The organism is Maribacter litopenaei (assembly GCF_025244665.1).
In the GTDB taxonomy this organism is placed as follows: Bacteria; Bacteroidota; Bacteroidia; order Flavobacteriales; family Flavobacteriaceae; genus Maribacter; species Maribacter litopenaei.
This window is the reverse complement of sequence record NZ_CP104205.1, coordinates 1,423,711-1,438,736: the sequence shown is the minus strand read 5'-3', so window position 1 is coordinate 1,438,736 and position 15,026 is coordinate 1,423,711. Positions and strand designations below refer to the sequence as shown.

General features: G+C 39.1%; 13 protein-coding genes and 3 pseudogenes. 11 read left to right on the top strand and 5 right to left on the bottom strand.

The window, feature by feature from the left end:
- Positions 1–172 precede the first annotated feature (172 nt).
- The 5 genes and pseudogenes from prfB to NYZ99_RS07670 all read left to right on the top strand — a co-directional run bounded on the left by prfB (position 173) and on the right by NYZ99_RS07670 (position 4,761).
- A protein-coding gene (gene prfB, locus NYZ99_RS07685; protein WP_260575211.1) for a peptide chain release factor 2 occupies positions 173–1,271 on the top strand; the annotation gives its coding sequence in 2 pieces (ribosomal slippage) (positions 173–235 and positions 237–1,271; 1,098 coding nt in all).
- A gap of 19 nt (positions 1,272–1,290) precedes the next feature.
- Positions 1,291–1,619: pseudogene (arsC, locus tag NYZ99_RS07680) on the top strand (arsenate reductase (glutaredoxin)).
- Between the two features lie 110 nt (positions 1,620–1,729).
- Entirely contained in the window at positions 1,730–2,227 is a 498-nt protein-coding gene (locus NYZ99_RS07675) for a hypothetical protein (RefSeq protein ID WP_260574728.1), read from the top strand.
- 10 nt (positions 2,228–2,237) lie between these two features.
- A complete protein-coding gene (locus NYZ99_RS21585; RefSeq protein ID WP_338039382.1) occupies positions 2,238–2,906 on the top strand; it encodes a carboxypeptidase regulatory-like domain-containing protein in 669 nt (222 codons plus the stop codon).
- On the top strand, positions 2,893–4,761 hold the full coding sequence (locus tag NYZ99_RS07670) for an outer membrane beta-barrel family protein (RefSeq protein WP_338039445.1): 1,869 nt from the start codon (positions 2,893–2,895) through the stop codon (positions 4,759–4,761). The genes NYZ99_RS21585 and NYZ99_RS07670 overlap by 14 nt, the downstream gene beginning before the upstream one ends.
- 68 nt (positions 4,762–4,829) lie before the next feature.
- Here the strand turns inward: NYZ99_RS07670 and NYZ99_RS07665 are convergent, their stop codons facing one another.
- On the bottom strand, positions 4,830–5,003 hold the full coding sequence (locus tag NYZ99_RS07665; RefSeq protein WP_094995428.1) for a hypothetical protein: 174 nt from the start codon (positions 5,001–5,003) through the stop codon (positions 4,830–4,832).
- A gap of 136 nt (positions 5,004–5,139) precedes the next feature.
- Here NYZ99_RS07665 and fumC point away from each other — a divergent pair.
- Positions 5,140–6,536 (top strand): annotated as a pseudogene (gene fumC, locus NYZ99_RS07660) (class II fumarate hydratase).
- 71 nt (positions 6,537–6,607) lie between these two features.
- Here the strand turns inward: fumC and NYZ99_RS07655 are convergent.
- The gene (locus tag NYZ99_RS07655; RefSeq protein ID WP_260574725.1) at positions 6,608–7,495 is read right to left on the bottom strand and encodes a hypothetical protein; all 888 of its coding nucleotides are present in this window, start codon (positions 7,493–7,495) and stop codon (positions 6,608–6,610) included.
- A gap of 169 nt (positions 7,496–7,664) precedes the next feature.
- Here NYZ99_RS07655 and NYZ99_RS07650 point away from each other — a divergent pair, with 169 nt between their 5' ends.
- From NYZ99_RS07650 to NYZ99_RS07630, 5 genes are all read left to right on the top strand, one after another.
- Positions 7,665–8,123: a GNAT family N-acetyltransferase gene (locus NYZ99_RS07650; protein WP_260574723.1), complete on the top strand. Its 459-nt coding sequence runs from the start codon at positions 7,665–7,667 to the stop codon at positions 8,121–8,123.
- Positions 8,124–8,136: 13 nt separating this feature from the next.
- Positions 8,137–8,952 carry an MBL fold metallo-hydrolase gene (locus tag NYZ99_RS07645; RefSeq protein WP_260574721.1) on the top strand — a complete coding sequence of 272 codons (816 nt, stop codon included), beginning with the start codon at positions 8,137–8,139 and terminating at the stop codon, positions 8,950–8,952.
- Positions 8,953–9,023: 71 nt separating this feature from the next.
- On the top strand, positions 9,024–10,430 hold the full coding sequence (locus NYZ99_RS07640) for a M16 family metallopeptidase (RefSeq protein ID WP_260574720.1): 1,407 nt from the start codon (positions 9,024–9,026) through the stop codon (positions 10,428–10,430).
- Positions 10,430–11,293 carry a M16 family metallopeptidase gene (locus tag NYZ99_RS07635; protein ID WP_260574718.1) on the top strand — a complete coding sequence of 288 codons (864 nt, stop codon included), beginning with the start codon at positions 10,430–10,432 and terminating at the stop codon, positions 11,291–11,293. The genes NYZ99_RS07640 and NYZ99_RS07635 overlap by 1 nt, the downstream gene beginning before the upstream one ends.
- Positions 11,226–11,762 carry a M16 family metallopeptidase gene (locus NYZ99_RS07630; protein ID WP_260574717.1) on the top strand — a complete coding sequence of 179 codons (537 nt, stop codon included), beginning with the start codon at positions 11,226–11,228 and terminating at the stop codon, positions 11,760–11,762. The genes NYZ99_RS07635 and NYZ99_RS07630 overlap by 68 nt, the downstream gene beginning before the upstream one ends.
- 200 nt (positions 11,763–11,962) lie before the next feature.
- Here the strand turns inward: NYZ99_RS07630 and ettA are convergent.
- The 3 genes and pseudogenes from ettA to NYZ99_RS07615 form a co-directional block, all read right to left on the bottom strand.
- Positions 11,963–13,653 (bottom strand): annotated as a pseudogene (gene ettA, locus NYZ99_RS07625) (energy-dependent translational throttle protein EttA).
- Positions 13,654–13,769: 116 nt separating this feature from the next.
- On the bottom strand, positions 13,770–13,952 hold the full coding sequence (locus NYZ99_RS07620) for a CAL67264 family membrane protein (protein WP_260574716.1): 183 nt from the start codon (positions 13,950–13,952) through the stop codon (positions 13,770–13,772).
- Between the two features lie 72 nt (positions 13,953–14,024).
- Positions 14,025–14,999, bottom strand: coding sequence for a Gfo/Idh/MocA family protein (locus NYZ99_RS07615; protein ID WP_260574714.1), 975 nt, complete (start codon positions 14,997–14,999; stop codon positions 14,025–14,027).
- Positions 15,000–15,026: the final 27 nt, after the last annotated feature.

Here is a 15,026-nt window from a genome sequence, read left to right as displayed (position 1 = left end):
ATTATAATGATTGTTCTCCCCTAAAAGGTATCGTCTATTCCCATGGCAACCACAAAACATCCCATTCTGTCGTTGTAAAAAATCAGCAGCAACAAATTCAGCAATAATGCCAACCCACTAATTAAAAATTGGTAAAAAAGAATAGTATTTTTACCAAAAAAAATCTCAGATGATAGTAACCACAGACCATTATAAAGGTCTTATTGATCGCCTTGGTGCGTTAAGGAGGTATCTTTGACATCGATGCCAAACTTATTGAAATAGAGAACGAGCAGGAAAAAACCTTGGCACCTGATTTACGGGACAACCCACAAGAAGCTCAGGCACATATGAAATATATACAATCCAAAAAACAATGGGTTGATGATTTTAATGCCGCCAAAACCCAAGTAAATGACCTTGAAGTACTTATCGAATTTCTACAGGAAGGTGAAGTTTCTGAAGAAGAAGTAGAAAGTCAATATGAAAAAGCCCTGAATTCCTTGGAAAAGATGGAATTCAAGAATATGCTATCCGAAGAAGGGGATGAACTTCCGGCCGTTCTTCAGATTACCGCGGGTGCCGGTGGTACGGAGAGCTGTGACTGGGCTTCCATGTTGATGAGAATGTACATGATGTGGGCGGAAAAAAACGGTTACAAAGTAAAAGAGCTGAATTTTCAGGAAGGAGATGTTGCCGGTATAAAAACGGTTACCCTTGAAATTGATGGTGAATATGCGTTTGGTTGGCTTAAAGGTGAAAATGGTGTGCACAGATTGGTACGGATTTCCCCTTTTGACAGTAATGCTAAAAGACATACCTCCTTTGTTTCCGTATATGTGTATCCTTTAGTGGACGACAGTATTGAAATTGAAGTCAATCCTGCGGACATTACCATTACTACTGCAAGGTCGAGTGGCGCAGGAGGGCAAAATGTCAACAAGGTGGAAACCAAGGTACAGTTGGTTCATCATCCTACAGGAATACAGATTTCTTGTTCAGATTCTAGAAGTCAGCATGACAATAGGGCCACCGCCATGAAAATGTTAAAGTCCCAGCTTTATGAGATTGAGCTCCGTAAAAAAATGGAAGCAAGGCAGGAAATAGAGTCCTCCAAAATGAAAATTGAATGGGGGTCACAAATCAGAAATTATGTAATGCACCCATATAAATTGGTGAAGGACGTTAGGACATCCGAAGAAACCGGTAATGTGGATGCGGTAATGGATGGGGAAATAGACGCTTTCTTAAAGGCATATCTAATGATGATGGGTCAAAAAGATGAAGAGTAAAATATAATACTTTCTAAAAATGATTAAAATTTATCATAATCCAAGGTGCAGAAAATCAAGGGAGGGACTTCAAATCCTGGAGACTTCGGCAAGAAATTTGAAGTACGAAGATATTTGGAAGATATACCCACAAAAGATGAGTTGCGACACATTCTTGAATGCCTGGGTATATCGGCCGAAAATTTAGTTAGGAAAAATGAGTCGGTATGGAAGGAAAAGTATAGAAATCGTCTTATGACAGATGAAGAAATACTCGATGCCATGATTGAAAACCCAAAACTTATTGAAAGACCTATAGTTATAAAAAATAATAAAGCCGTTATTGGTAGACCTCCGAGAAATCATTGAAAAAATAATTTCTTAAGATTATAATAAATCACTGAAACTATTAACAAATAATTAACCAAAGCGGCTTAAACCAAAGTCTAATTTTACAATCTAACGTTATGAAAAGTACTATGAAATTTAGATTTTTCAATGTATTGGTAATGTGCTTTTTCCTTTTTTTAGGAGCTGAAGTTTATAGTCAATATGGCTATGGAAATGGTGGTTACGGATACGGAAGGGGTTATGGATATGGAAGTCAAAGAGCTGCCATACCTCAAGCTCAAGCGACTCCTAAGGAAGAAGAGCCCAAAACGGCGGAAGAATTAGTTGATGGCGAAATGCCCGGTATTAAAGAGGCATTACAGCTCAATGATTTTGAAACGGCCATTTTGAGCTCAATACTGAAAAAGTACGTACAAGAAAGGATAGAAGCAAGAATTCTCAAGCTTGAACCTGAAAAAATGCGTGAGGTTTATGAAAATATCACGCTTAGACAAGATGAGGAATTAAAGGCTAGCCTTCCTTTGGAAAAATATGAGGCATTTGTTGAACTTCAAAAAAATGGAGTTGACAAAACCATAAAGAAAAATAAAAAGCAAAAAAAGAAACAAAAAAAGAAGAAGAACTAAAACTAAACCTATGAGAAAACTTTTCCCTCTACTCCTACTACTATTTACTTTACAACCTATTTTAAGTCAAAGACCAGAAGGAGGCCCAGGGAACGGCTCAGGTACTGTGACAGTTACAGGTACTGTACTAGATCAAGAAAACAACCTGCCCCTAGAATATGCTACATTAGTTCTTCAAAGTGTAGACAACCCAGATCGAGTTACTGGTGGTATTACTGATTTAGATGGTAAATTTTCCGTAGAGGTCTCTCCTGGCCGGTACAATGCTAGGGTTGAATATATATCGTATAAGACCATACAACTTCCAAATCAAAACTTTTCGCAGTCCACAGATTTGGGAACCATAAAACTTGCTCTGGATGTTGCTCAGTTAAATGAAGTAGATGTTGTGGGCGAACGCACCACCGTAGAGGTTAGATTGGACAAAAAAATCTACAATATTGGTAAGGACCTTACCATAAGTGGTGCCACCGTGAGTGATGCCCTAAACAATGTACCTTCAGTAAATGTTGATGTTGATGGTGCCATTAGCCTTAGAGGAAATGAAAATGTTAGAATCTTAATAAATGGAAGGCCCTCCGCATTGGCAGGATTCGGCTCTACCGAGGCCTTACAACAATTACCAGCAGATGCCATTGAAAAAGTAGAGGTCATTACAAGTCCTTCTGCCGAGATATGATGCTGAGGGAACTGCAGGTATTTTAAATATCATTTTAAAACGTGAAAAAACTTTAGGGTTTAATGGTTCTGTAAATCTGTATGCCGGTCATCCGACCAATGCCGGTGCAACCGTAAATGCGAACCTAAGAACGGATAAATTCAATTTCTTTACTACCATTGGGTATAGAAAAAGAACTGGACCAGGAAATGGTTTTTTTGACAATAGCTATTTTCCTAGAACCCTAACTGACCAAAATGGAAACGATTCCATAGTAGACCCGGAATTTTCAAGGATTATTGAAGATCGCGACATTGATAGGCAAAATGAAGGTTACAATATTAACATAGGATCGGAATATTTCTTTTCTGAAACTTCATCCGTAACAGCAACCTACTTTAGAAGAGTTTCAGACGGAACTGATATTACAAATATATTTTCCGAGCGCTACAAGTCTGCCTTAGATGATGAAACTTTTAGACAAGAAATTGAGAATGAAGATGATACGAACTGGCAATTTTCATTAAACTACCTCAATAAATTTGATAATGAAGGGGAGGAATTAACAGCCGCATTTCAATACTCCGAAGGATTTGAGGACGTGCTTACTACTTTGGACGAAAGTGTTACCTCACCTACTACAGATTTAATTTCCCGACAAAATCTTTTTGAAACGGAGAAACAACAAGATATACTGCTTCAGATGGATTATGTATTGCCTATTGGAGAAGACTCACAATTCGAGGCTGGGTATAGAGGTACATTTGAAGATGAAATTACAACCTATGATTTAGAAGACTTCAATGAAACGGTAGGCGGTTTCATTCCAAACACGGATTTATCTAACGATTTTACCTACTATGAAGACGTTAATGCCTTTTATACCCAATACGGAAATAAATTGGGCAAAAAACTCTCCTTCTTGGCCGGTCTTCGATTGGAAAATACGAGGTTAACCGGTATTCTAAACACGCAAAGTGACTTCTTACAGGAGTTTTCCGGAGAGGTTGACCTTAACTTCAAAAAAAATTATCTTGGATTGTTCCCCACCGCTAATTTGACCTTTGAAATAGCAGAACGGGAAAATATCACCTTAGGGTATAACAGACGTATTAATAGGCCTAGAGGCTGGTTTATAAATCCATTTCCTTCCCTTACAAGTAGAACCAATGTCTTCCAAGGAAATCCAGATTTGGACCCTGCTTATTCCAATACATTCGACTTGGGATATTTAAAAAGATGGGATAAGCTTACCCTTACCTCCTCAATCTATTATCAACATGAAACCAACTCTTTTGAAAGAGTTCAAGAAAACACAGGACTTTTTACAACTGATGGTATTGAAATTATTAGATCTATACCGTTCAACTTGGCGACAAACATACGTACTGGTGCGGAAGGAAGTGTTATGTACAACCCGAACAGAAAAATGAGGTTCACCGGTAGTTTCAATATTTTTCAATTTAAGTCAGATGGTAGTTTTAACGGAAGGGAACTTGGTACTACAAATACAAGTTGGTTTGCTAGGTTCAATTCCAAAATCACTCTACCGGCAAAAATAGATTGGCAGACCAATTTCTTTTATAGAGGGCCAAGTGCCAATGCACAGACCGAAAACAAATCCATTTATGGCCTTAATTTAGCATTCAGTAAGGATATACTAAAAGGAAATGGAACCGTTTCCCTCAACGTAAGGGATTTGTTCAATACTTTTAAAAGGCAATCCTATACAGATACGCCATTCTTTACCTCAGACAATGAGTTCCAGTGGCGGGTACGCCAAATTACGGCTTCTTTTATGTACCGTATTAACGAACAAAAGAAAAGAGGACGTCCAGGAAGAGATGATGATGATGGTGAAGGAGAGGCATTCTAGTCATCGGGTGATTAAGAAAATAAAAAAGGGAAGCAAAATGCTTCCCTTTTTTATTGATATATATTTTTTTAAGCTTGTCTAGCAGCCCTTTTCTTTTCGCGTCTTTCCTTTAAAAGCTCCCTAATGTTTCCGAATAACCAATATGGAACTACAAAAGTCAAAAGGAATATCATCAACCAAAAACCAATGGTAAGTATGGTCAAAAAAGCTAAAAATCCTAAATATTGGTCAAACTCGAACATAATATTAATTTTTACGCTTCAAAGATACTTTGAAAAACATACATTTTGCAAATCAAAATTAAAAAATATTTAATTCGCTTTCAAGTCTAAAAAACTGGGCAAACCCCTAAATTTGTTTTCCAAAACATTTAAAATCATGAGTTATAGAATAGAGAAAGACACCATGGGCGAGGTTAAAGTGCCCAAGGAAAAGTATTGGGGAGCACAAACCGAGCGATCACGAAACAATTTCAAGATTGGTCCGTCTGCCTCCATGCCACTGGATATTGTGTACGGATTTGCCTTTTTAAAAAAGTCGGCCGCATATGCCAATTGTGAGCTCGGCGTTTTGTCAGAGGCTAAAAGAGATCTAATCGCCCAGGTCTGCGATGAAATATTAGATGGAAAGCACGACGATCAATTCCCATTGGTTATTTGGCAAACAGGTTCCGGAACTCAAAGTAATATGAATGTGAACGAGGTAATTGCAAACAGGGCACATGAAATTGCTGGAAAGGTAATTGGAGAAGGAGAAAAGACCATTCAGCCCAACGATGATGTGAACAAATCCCAATCATCGAACGATACCTTTCCCACAGGAATGCATATTGCTGCTTATAAAAAAATAGTAGAAACCACTATTCCTGGTGTTAAGCAATTAAGGGATACTTTGGACAAAAAAGCCAAAGATTTTAAGGATGTGGTAAAAATAGGTCGGACCCATTTGATGGATGCCACCCCCTAACCCTAGGTCAGGAATTTTCGGGATATGTTTCCCAATTGGATCATGGTTTAAAGGCGCTACAAAACACTTTGGAACATTTGGGCGAGTTAGCCTTGGGCGGAACTGCCGTTGGGATCGGATTGAACACTCCTGAAGGGTATGATATACTTGTTGCAAAATATATTGCCGATTTTACAGGATTACCATTTAAAACGGCTGAAAACAAATTTGAGGCCCTTGCAGCCCACGACGCAATTGTTGAAAGTCATGGGGCATTAAAACAATTAGCCGTTTCATTGAACAAGATTGCAAATGATATCCGAATGATGGCCTCCGGGCCCCGATCCGGTATCGGGGAAATTATTATTCCCGCAAACGAGCCAGGAAGCTCCATTATGCCAGGTAAAGTAAACCCAACACAATGTGAGGCTATGACCATGGTCTGTGCACAGGTGATGGGGAATGATGTAGCCATAACGGTTGGAGGAACCCAAGGGCATTACGAGTTAAACGTTTTTAAGCCCTTAATGGCGGCCAACATCCTGCAATCTGCCCAATTATTGGGAGATGCTTGTGTAAGTTTCGAGGAGCACTGTGCCGCTGGAATTGAACCTAATCACAGTGTAATTAAACAACTCTTGAACAATTCCTTAATGTTGGTTACCGCCTTAAATACTAAAATAGGATATTACAAAGCCGCGGAGATAGCCAATACGGCACACAAAAATGGAACTACTTTAAAGGAAGAAGCCGTCAATTTAGGTTATGTAACGGCCGAGGAATATGATCAATGGGTAAAACCTGAGGATATGGTAGGAAGTCTTAAATAAAAAGAGTTTCTAGAAAATAAAAAAGGGCGATTCAACATAGACCGCCCTTTTGTATTTAATGGATAGTGTTCTTATTTCAAAGTGAACTTGGAAGTTCCTAATAATTTAAGCTTATCATCATATACATTTACCATGTAATTACCATCTTGGAAATCACTTGCAGGTTTATTGATATAATCACAAACATCCAAAGCTTTGTTTTCATAGTAGAATTCAGTTGCCTTGCTATAAGTAATAGAAGCACCTTCATCGTTTGTTTTAGAGAAACTCTCGCCCATTACATTTCCTTGGGGATCTAACACCTCTAAATAAAACTCTCTGTCACCAGCCTGAGCGATTACGTTATCAGCAACGGTAAAACAAATTTTAAATTTATCCGTAGCTCTTGCTCTTTGAGTAGAAACCAATTTTCCACTGTTACGCTCCTTAACGGCGTCTACATTGAACTTTGATAGGTTTAAGGCAGAACCTTTGGCAACCGCATCAGCCAATTGAGTATTTTGTACCACTAGTGAATCGTTGAAGACAGTTTGTTTTTCCAACTCAACATAAGTACTGTCACGTTGCATGGCAATCATTGTGTTAGAACGGGTCAAGGAATCCACTTGTTTTAACAACTGCTCTCTTTCAGCCTTAAGAACTCCTACTTGTCTTCTGTATCTTGACAAAGCAGAGATATCAGCCTTCATTGTTTTTACGGAATCAATGTATTTTGCAATGTTGTCCCTAGCCGTAACCAATTCTTCGTTAGTAGCATTACTTTCCAAAATAGCCTTATCATATTCTGATTTCAAGCTATTCAAATCCTCAACAACCAATTCTTTTTCTTTTGTAAGAACGGTTTCTGTCTTTTTCTTATCCTGATAAAGACTAACAGTGTAAATAATAGTACCCAAAAGCACTACACCTAGTAATGCGGCTAGGACCTTCAAACCATTGTTATTTTTTGTTTCAGTCATAATGTGATATTTAATTAATCTTGTTGATTTTCAACTAAAGTGTTTGTTTGTATCAATCTATATACGTACGTAAGCTGATTTTAGATTTTTTAATGTTAAATTATTTTAAATCATTTTTAAAAGCCTAACTTCTTTTAATAATTTTAGGTTCGGGTCAATCCTATTTACCATGCTAAAAATCGTGGCTTATGAAGGCCAGTACAAGAATATTTTCAGGGATTTAAACCTAGCGTGGCTACAACATTTTTTCTATGTAGAGGAAAAAGATCACGAGCTACTCAATGAATCTGATACACATATCCTGGAAAAGGGTGGCTTTATTTTTATAGGACTATGGAATCAAAAGCCCGTAAGTTGCTATGCTTTGCTAAAACTTGAAGAAGGAATTTTTGAGTTGGGCAAGATGGCCGTTGATGAAAACCATCAAGGCTTACAAATAGGACAAAGAATGCTTACCCATGCCATAGAATTAGCAAAAGGCAACCAATGGAAAAAAATTATATTGTATTCAAGTACTAAATTAAATCCGGCCTTGCACATATATAGAAAACACGGCTTCAAGGAAATACTATTGGAAGGTAATTCCCCATATACCAGATCTGACATAAAAATGGAATTAATTGTTTAATCTAAATCAAATTATGAAAAAGAGAAATTTACTATTACTGTTATTTACAACTACCATTTTTTTTTCATGTAAAAATGTAGAAAAAAAGAATACTGAAAATGAAGCAGTGCAAATGGAATCTGCTGAAATGAATACTAAGGAAGGTCAGATGGATTCAAATTCCGTAGAAGTGATTCCTATTGAGCATGCCACTACCGTATTGGAATGGAACGATGTAACCATTTATGTAGATCCTACAGGAGGAGCCAAGGCCTTTGAAGGTCAAAATGATCCAGACCTAATTCTCATCACAGATATTCATGGGGACCATCTCAATGTAGAAACATTACAGGAGATCAACACGAGCTCTATTTCCATTGTAGTTCCTAAAGCGGTTGCGGACCAAATGCCCGAGGAATTCAACTCCCAACTTAAGATTTTAAATAATGGTGAAAATACTGAGATGAATGGTGTGGGAATAGAGGCAATACCCATGTATAATTTGAGAGAGGAGGCCAAAGATTTTCATGTAAAGGGAAGAGGCAACGGCTATGTGCTTACCTTAGGTAATGAAAGAATATACTTCTCAGGTGATACCGAGGACATTACGGAGATGCGAAATCTACAAGACATAGACAAAGCATTTGTTTGTATGAACCTGCCGTACACAATGACTGAAGAAAGTGCAGCTTCTGCAGTATTGGATTTTAAACCTGTCCAAGTATATCCCTATCACTATAGAGGACGACCAGATGTTAGCGATGTTGCTAAGTTCAAACAACTGGTCAATGAAGGTGACAAGAACATTGAGGTGGTACAATTGGACTGGTACCCTACCGAAGAATATTAAAAAAATGTAACATCTTTCATTACTAGTAGTCTTACTGTATGAAAACCTTTTTATAACCTAAATAAAACTACATGAAATTTAAAGCTGGATTGTTTTTCCTTCCCCTATTATTTCTGTTCATCCTTGCTTGTAATAATCAATGTGAAAAGACCGATACGGAGGAACAGGAAATCGCTCAGTTCAAGGTGCCTGTGGAATATTACACCTTGGATAACGGACTTAAGGTAATCCTATCGCAGGATAATACCTCGCCAACCGCCATTGTTGCTGTATATTACAACATTGGATTTCGGATAGAACCTCAGGAAAGGACAGGTTTTGCCCACCTTTTTGAACATATGATGTTTCAAGGTTCTAAGAATATGGGCAAAATGGAATTTATTAAGCTAGTTCAAGAAAATGGAGGTGTACTCAATGGTTCCACAAGATTCGACTTTACCAATTATTTTGAAATTGTGCCTTCGCACAAACTGGAAACCATGCTTTGGGCCGAGGCAGATCGTATGCGAGGACTGGATATTACCCAAGATAACCTGACCAACCAACAAGGCGTGGTAAAGAACGAAGTGAAAGTTAATGTACTCAATCAACCCTATGGTGGGTTCCCATGGTTGGATATGCCGCAGTATGCCAATACAAATTGGTATAATGCGCATAATTTCTATGGGGATCTAGAAGATTTGGATGCCGCTAATTTGGAGGATGTCTCCAGTTTTTTCAAAACCTATTATGCACCTAATAACGCGGCGCTTTCCGTGGTAGGAGATTTTGAATTGGAAGAGACCAAAGCTTGGATCGAGAAATATTTTGGAAACATTCCAGCATCTGAATTACCTGCCAAACCCGATATTTCAGAACCCAAGCAGACAGAGGAAAAAACCTTTGTAAAAGACGACCCTCTAGCAAATAAGCCGGCCATAGCCCTCGCCTACCATATGCCTGAAAGAAATTCCCAGGAATATTTTGCCATGGGCCTTTTGGACCAAATTTTGGTACAGGGAGACAATAGTCTATTGGCACAAAAACTCGAGAAGGAAAAAGGTTTTACCTCCAACGTAAGTGGTGGTATCAACTATTTGGGCAATATGTTCAATTACCAAGGCCCTATGCTATGGATGTATGATTTAACATATGACAACGATACCACGGAAGAGGAAATCTTAACCGCAATTGATGAAGTTATGATCGGTCTTAAGGATTCGATCAGCCAATCTATGATCGATCAAGCAATCGTAAAAATTAGGTCTCAATTGTATGATGATATTGGTGGGACCTTTGGATTGGGTAGGGCGGATTTACTCTGTTCCTTTGCCTTGTTTGATGACAATCCTGAAAGGATCAATACACTGGAAGATTCCTTTAAGGAAATTAACCCGGAAATTGTCAAAAAAACAATTGACGAATTCCTAATTAAATCCAATAGAACTGTCTTAACAGTAAATCCTCTATTGGCAGATAACGATAAAACACAATCCTAATGAAGCATTTTATTCCTTACATCATTGCGATAGCTTTTTTAACAGGGGTTTCGGCCCAGGAAAAAGAGATGCCCCCAAAAGGAGGCGAGCCCAAAAACTTTACCCTTCCAAAAAAGGAAATAGTTTCCTTTGACAACGGACTTACTCTCGTGATGATTCCATACGGATCCATTCCAAAGGCTACCATTCGATTCAGTATCAAAACAGGTAATATCGATGAAAACGAAAACCAAGTATGGCTTACGGATCTTTTAGCGGATTTGTTAGAGGAAGGCAGTACTACCAAAACCAACAAGCAAATAGCGGATGAAATGGCCGGAATGGGGGGAAACCTAAATATTGGCGTTGGATTACACACTTCGTCCATCAGTAGTTCCGTACTTTATGAATTTGCCCCGCAAGCTATTTCGGTTATGGCCGATGTCCTTAAGAACCCAAAATTCCCTGAAAGTGAGTTGGGAAGATTAAAGGATAACATGAAACGAGATCTTTCGGTACGATTATCAAGACCGCAGGCACAAGCCAATAGGGATTTTTATGCTTCTATTTATCCCAATCATCCCTACGGCAGAGTCTATCCAACGGATGAGATGATCGATTCCTATACGGTTGCCGATATAAAATCCTTTTATGAGAGTCACTTCGGGGCGTTAAGAACCACCGTATATGTCGCTGGCAATTTTAATAGGGAAGCTGTACGGGAGGCAGTCGAAAGTGCATTGGGCGATTGGAAAAAAGGCACAGAAGCACAGTATAATGTGGCAGAACCGGTCACTTCCAATGAAATAAAAATCATTGATCGACCGAGATGCCCCCCAATCTACTATCTATTATGGGCTTCCTACTGTAGGGCCTTCGGATGACGATTATGTAGCCTTAGACGTCACCAATTCCATTCTTGGAGGTTCTTTCGCTTCAAGGATTACCAGTAATATTCGTGAGGATAAAGGATATACGTATTCCCCTTATAGCAGTTTGGACACCAATTATAAAAGTGGGGTTTGGTATGAATCCGCCGATGTAACTACAGAGCATACAGGCGCGTCTTTAGCCGAAATACAAAAGGAAATTCAGCGTTTGCAAGAAGAACCGCCTACCCAGGAAGAACTTGATGGTATCATTAATTATGAATCGGGTATTTATGTGTTACAAAATTCTACCCCTAACGGAATTATAGGCCAATTGATATTTTTAGATACCCATGATTTGGATGAATCCTTCCTTACCAACAAGGTGCAAAATATGCATGCCATAACCCCTGAAAAGGTTCAGGAAATGACCCGTAAATACATCAGACCAGTAAAATATGACCTTGATAGTTGTTGGCGATAAGGCCAAGATACAGGACTAAAGTAATGGAAACGGTTCAAAAACCTTTGAAGCAATAATTTACAAGACAATCTTTAAGGATTTAAAGAACTACTGATACCAAAAAAAGGGCGGAAATTTCCGCCCTTTTTTTATACCATTTTTCAATGCATCTGATTTTGGAAGGTGAATTACATGTTCCTTCCATAATACCTACTTGGTATTTATCTGATTAACTTTTTATACTTGATCCGCTTTGGCATCAAATCACCACCCAAACGTTTCTTCTTATTTTCCTCGTAATCGGAGAAAGATCCTTCAAAGAAATATACCTCTGAGTTACCTTCAAAGGCAAGAATATGGGTGCAGATTCGGTCAAGGAACCATCTATCATGAGATATTACCACGGCACAACCGGCGAAATTCTCTAAACCTTCTTCCAAGGCCCTTAACGTGTTAACATCCAAATCGTTCGTAGGCTCATCCAGCAACAATACGTTTCCTTCTTCTTTTAAGGTCATGGCCAAATGGAGACGGTTTCGTTCCCCACCGGACAACATATTTACTTTTTTGTTCTGCTCACTTCCCGAAAAATTAAACCTACTTAAATAAGCTCTTGAGTTTACCTGTCTTCCACCCATCATAATTAATTCCTGCTCATCACTGAAGTTTTGCCGGATTGTTTTTTCCGGGTCAATATTGGAGTGGCTTTGGTCCACGTAGGCAATTTTTGCGGTATCGCCCACAACAAATTCTCCTTTGTCCGGGGCTTCCTCACCCATAATCATTCTGAAAATCGTGGTCTTACCTGCTCCGTTAGGACCAATAATACCAACGATACCGGCCTGGGGTAGCTTAAAATTTAAATCTTCATATAAGAGTTTGTCGCCATACGCCTTGCTTACACCTTTCGCTTCAATAACATTCGTTCCCAAACGAGATCCATTGGGAATATAGATTTCCAGCTTTTCATCCAATTGCTTCTAGTCCTGGCTCATCAACTTGTCATAATTCTTAAGACGGGCCTTTTGTTTGGTCTGTCTACCCTTCACACCTTGCCGTACCCATTCCAACTCACGCTCCAAGGTTTTTTGTCGTTTGGAGGCCGTTTTACTCTCTTGGGCCAGTCGTTTGGATTTTTGATCTAACCAAGAGGAATAGTTCCCCTTCCATGGTATACCTTCTCCCCTATCCAATTCGCGAATCCAGCCAGCCACATTATCCAAGAAATATCGATCATGCGTAACAGCAATGACCGTACCTTTATATTGGGCCAAATGGTGTTCCAACCAGTGCACGGACTCAGCATCCAAATGGTTGGTGGGCTCATCCAACAAGAGAATTTCAGGCTCTTGCAATAACAAACGACATAGCGCTACCCTTCTTCTTTCTCCCCCTGATAATACCGATATTTTCTTGTCCCCCTCCGGGGTTCTGAGTGCGTCCATGGCAATTTCCAATTTGGTATCCAATTCCCATGCATTGGAAGCATCTATCTTGTCTTGAAGTGCCGCCTGCTTGTCCATCAACTTTTGCATTTTGTCCGCATCTTCATATACTTCGGAAGACCGAACATATCGTTGATTTTATTATACTCATCCAAGATGGCCACTGTTTCGGCAACGCCTTCCTTTACCACCTCCAAAACGGTCTTGTTCTCATCCAGTTCTGGTTCTTGTTCCAAATATCCCACATTGTAGCCCGGTGAAAAGACCACATCCCCTTGAAAATTCTTATCCTTTCCGGCAATTATTTTGAGCAAGGTAGATTTACCGGAACCATTAAGTCCCAAAATACCAATCTTGGCACCATAAAAGAAACTAAGATAAATGTCCTTTAAAACTGGCGTATTTGCCGTTTTAAAGGTCTTGGTAACTCCGGACATTGAAAAAATGACCTTCTTATCGTCAGACATAAAAATCTAGAAATTAGTTGTTAGCAATTAGATTAAGCTTGTCGGTAGTTGGTTGTTGGCAACAAATAGTTGAAATATACCCTATTACCTTTAACTGAGAACTTAAAACAAAACACCTACACCCTACCCTTTAATGCATTAAAAACCCAGGCAATGGCAAAAAACCCGATACCGACAGAAGCGAAGCCCCAGCCCGCCACTTCGTCATATCGAAAGGCCCCCGCACCGATTAAAAGCAACCCCACTAAAATCATAATAAATGTGGCCCATGCCAAAACAGTATTCTTATTCATTCCCATCTTTCCTTTGGTTTTAAGCGAACATCAAATATCGTAATTTTTAAAATGCCTTTCCAATTTTCCCAGCGATTATTATTGTTCAAAAGGAAATTTAATAGCTGTTTTCAAGCGTATGGTGTCCATTAAAAAAATCAAGTCTAAACTATTCTGATGGGTGCACAGGTCACTTTCCAATTTTCCTTCCTGCAAACATGCATGCACTTCCTCTATCTCATGACCATATCCCTTTCCTATCTTGGGCAATTCCACAGTTTTTGTTTCACCATCTTTTACCAAGGTATAGTTAGTAGCCTCATGCCACCTAGGATTGATATAAATAGAACCCTTACTTCCTGAAATTTCGCTCTTCATTTCAGAATTTGTAGTAAGCCCACTGTACAACATGGCATGTGCATTGGGGTAGTCAAAAACCATACTACATTGCTTCTCCACCCCTGTCTTATGAAAATGTACATTTGCCATAATATCTGTAGGCATTCCCAGCATCAAATAGGATAAAAATATTGGGTATATCCCGATGTCCAGCAAAGAACCGCCGGCCAAGTCGGGGTTTAACAGTCTTCCATTTTCGTCCCGATCCAAAGCATAAAAAGCAAAATCTGAATACAGATATCCCACATCCCCAATTTCACCTGAATCCACTAAGTCCTTTACCGCATTTATGGTGGGATTAAATCGTGACCAAAGGGCCTCCATTAAAAAAACTTTTTCCTTTTTAGCTACACGAACCATCCTTTCCACCTCGGGCCTGCTTATGCCCATAGGTTTTTCACAAAGTACGTGCTTACCGGCCTGCATCGCCCTTATGGCCAGCTCGGTATGATTGGTATGCGGCGTAGCTATATAAACAACGTCTATGGTATCACTTTCAAACAAGGCATCATAACTTCCAAAGGTATGGGCAGCCCCATATTCAGCAGCAAATTCCTTTGCCTTTTCAAGACTTCTCGAACCAACAGCGGTAAGTGTACCCCCTGCAACCAATGCCAAATCCTTTGAAAAAGTGTGTGCAATTTTTCCAGCACCCACGATACCCCATCGTACCATACTTTTATATTTTGTTTACAATTTACC

Coding starts and splice junctions, on each gene's coding strand:
- NYZ99_RS07615 (WP_260574714.1), bottom strand. CDS start 14,999: ATGGTACGATGGGGTATCGTGGGTGCTGGAAAAATTGCACACACTTTT.
- NYZ99_RS07635 (WP_260574718.1), top strand. CDS start 10,430: ATGAAGCATTTTATTCCTTACATCATTGCGATAGCTTTTTTAACAGGG.
- NYZ99_RS07645 (WP_260574721.1), top strand. CDS start 8,137: ATGAAAAAGAGAAATTTACTATTACTGTTATTTACAACTACCATTTTT.
- NYZ99_RS21585 (WP_338039382.1), top strand. CDS start 2,238: ATGAGAAAACTTTTCCCTCTACTCCTACTACTATTTACTTTACAACCT.
- NYZ99_RS07655 (WP_260574725.1), bottom strand. CDS start 7,495: ATGACTGAAACAAAAAATAACAATGGTTTGAAGGTCCTAGCCGCATTA.
- NYZ99_RS07665 (WP_094995428.1), bottom strand. CDS start 5,003: ATGTTCGAGTTTGACCAATATTTAGGATTTTTAGCTTTTTTGACCATA.
- NYZ99_RS07675 (WP_260574728.1), top strand. CDS start 1,730: ATGAAATTTAGATTTTTCAATGTATTGGTAATGTGCTTTTTCCTTTTT.
- NYZ99_RS07650 (WP_260574723.1), top strand. CDS start 7,665: ATGCTAAAAATCGTGGCTTATGAAGGCCAGTACAAGAATATTTTCAGG.
- NYZ99_RS07620 (WP_260574716.1), bottom strand. CDS start 13,952: ATGGGAATGAATAAGAATACTGTTTTGGCATGGGCCACATTTATTATG.
- NYZ99_RS07640 (WP_260574720.1), top strand. CDS start 9,024: ATGAAATTTAAAGCTGGATTGTTTTTCCTTCCCCTATTATTTCTGTTC.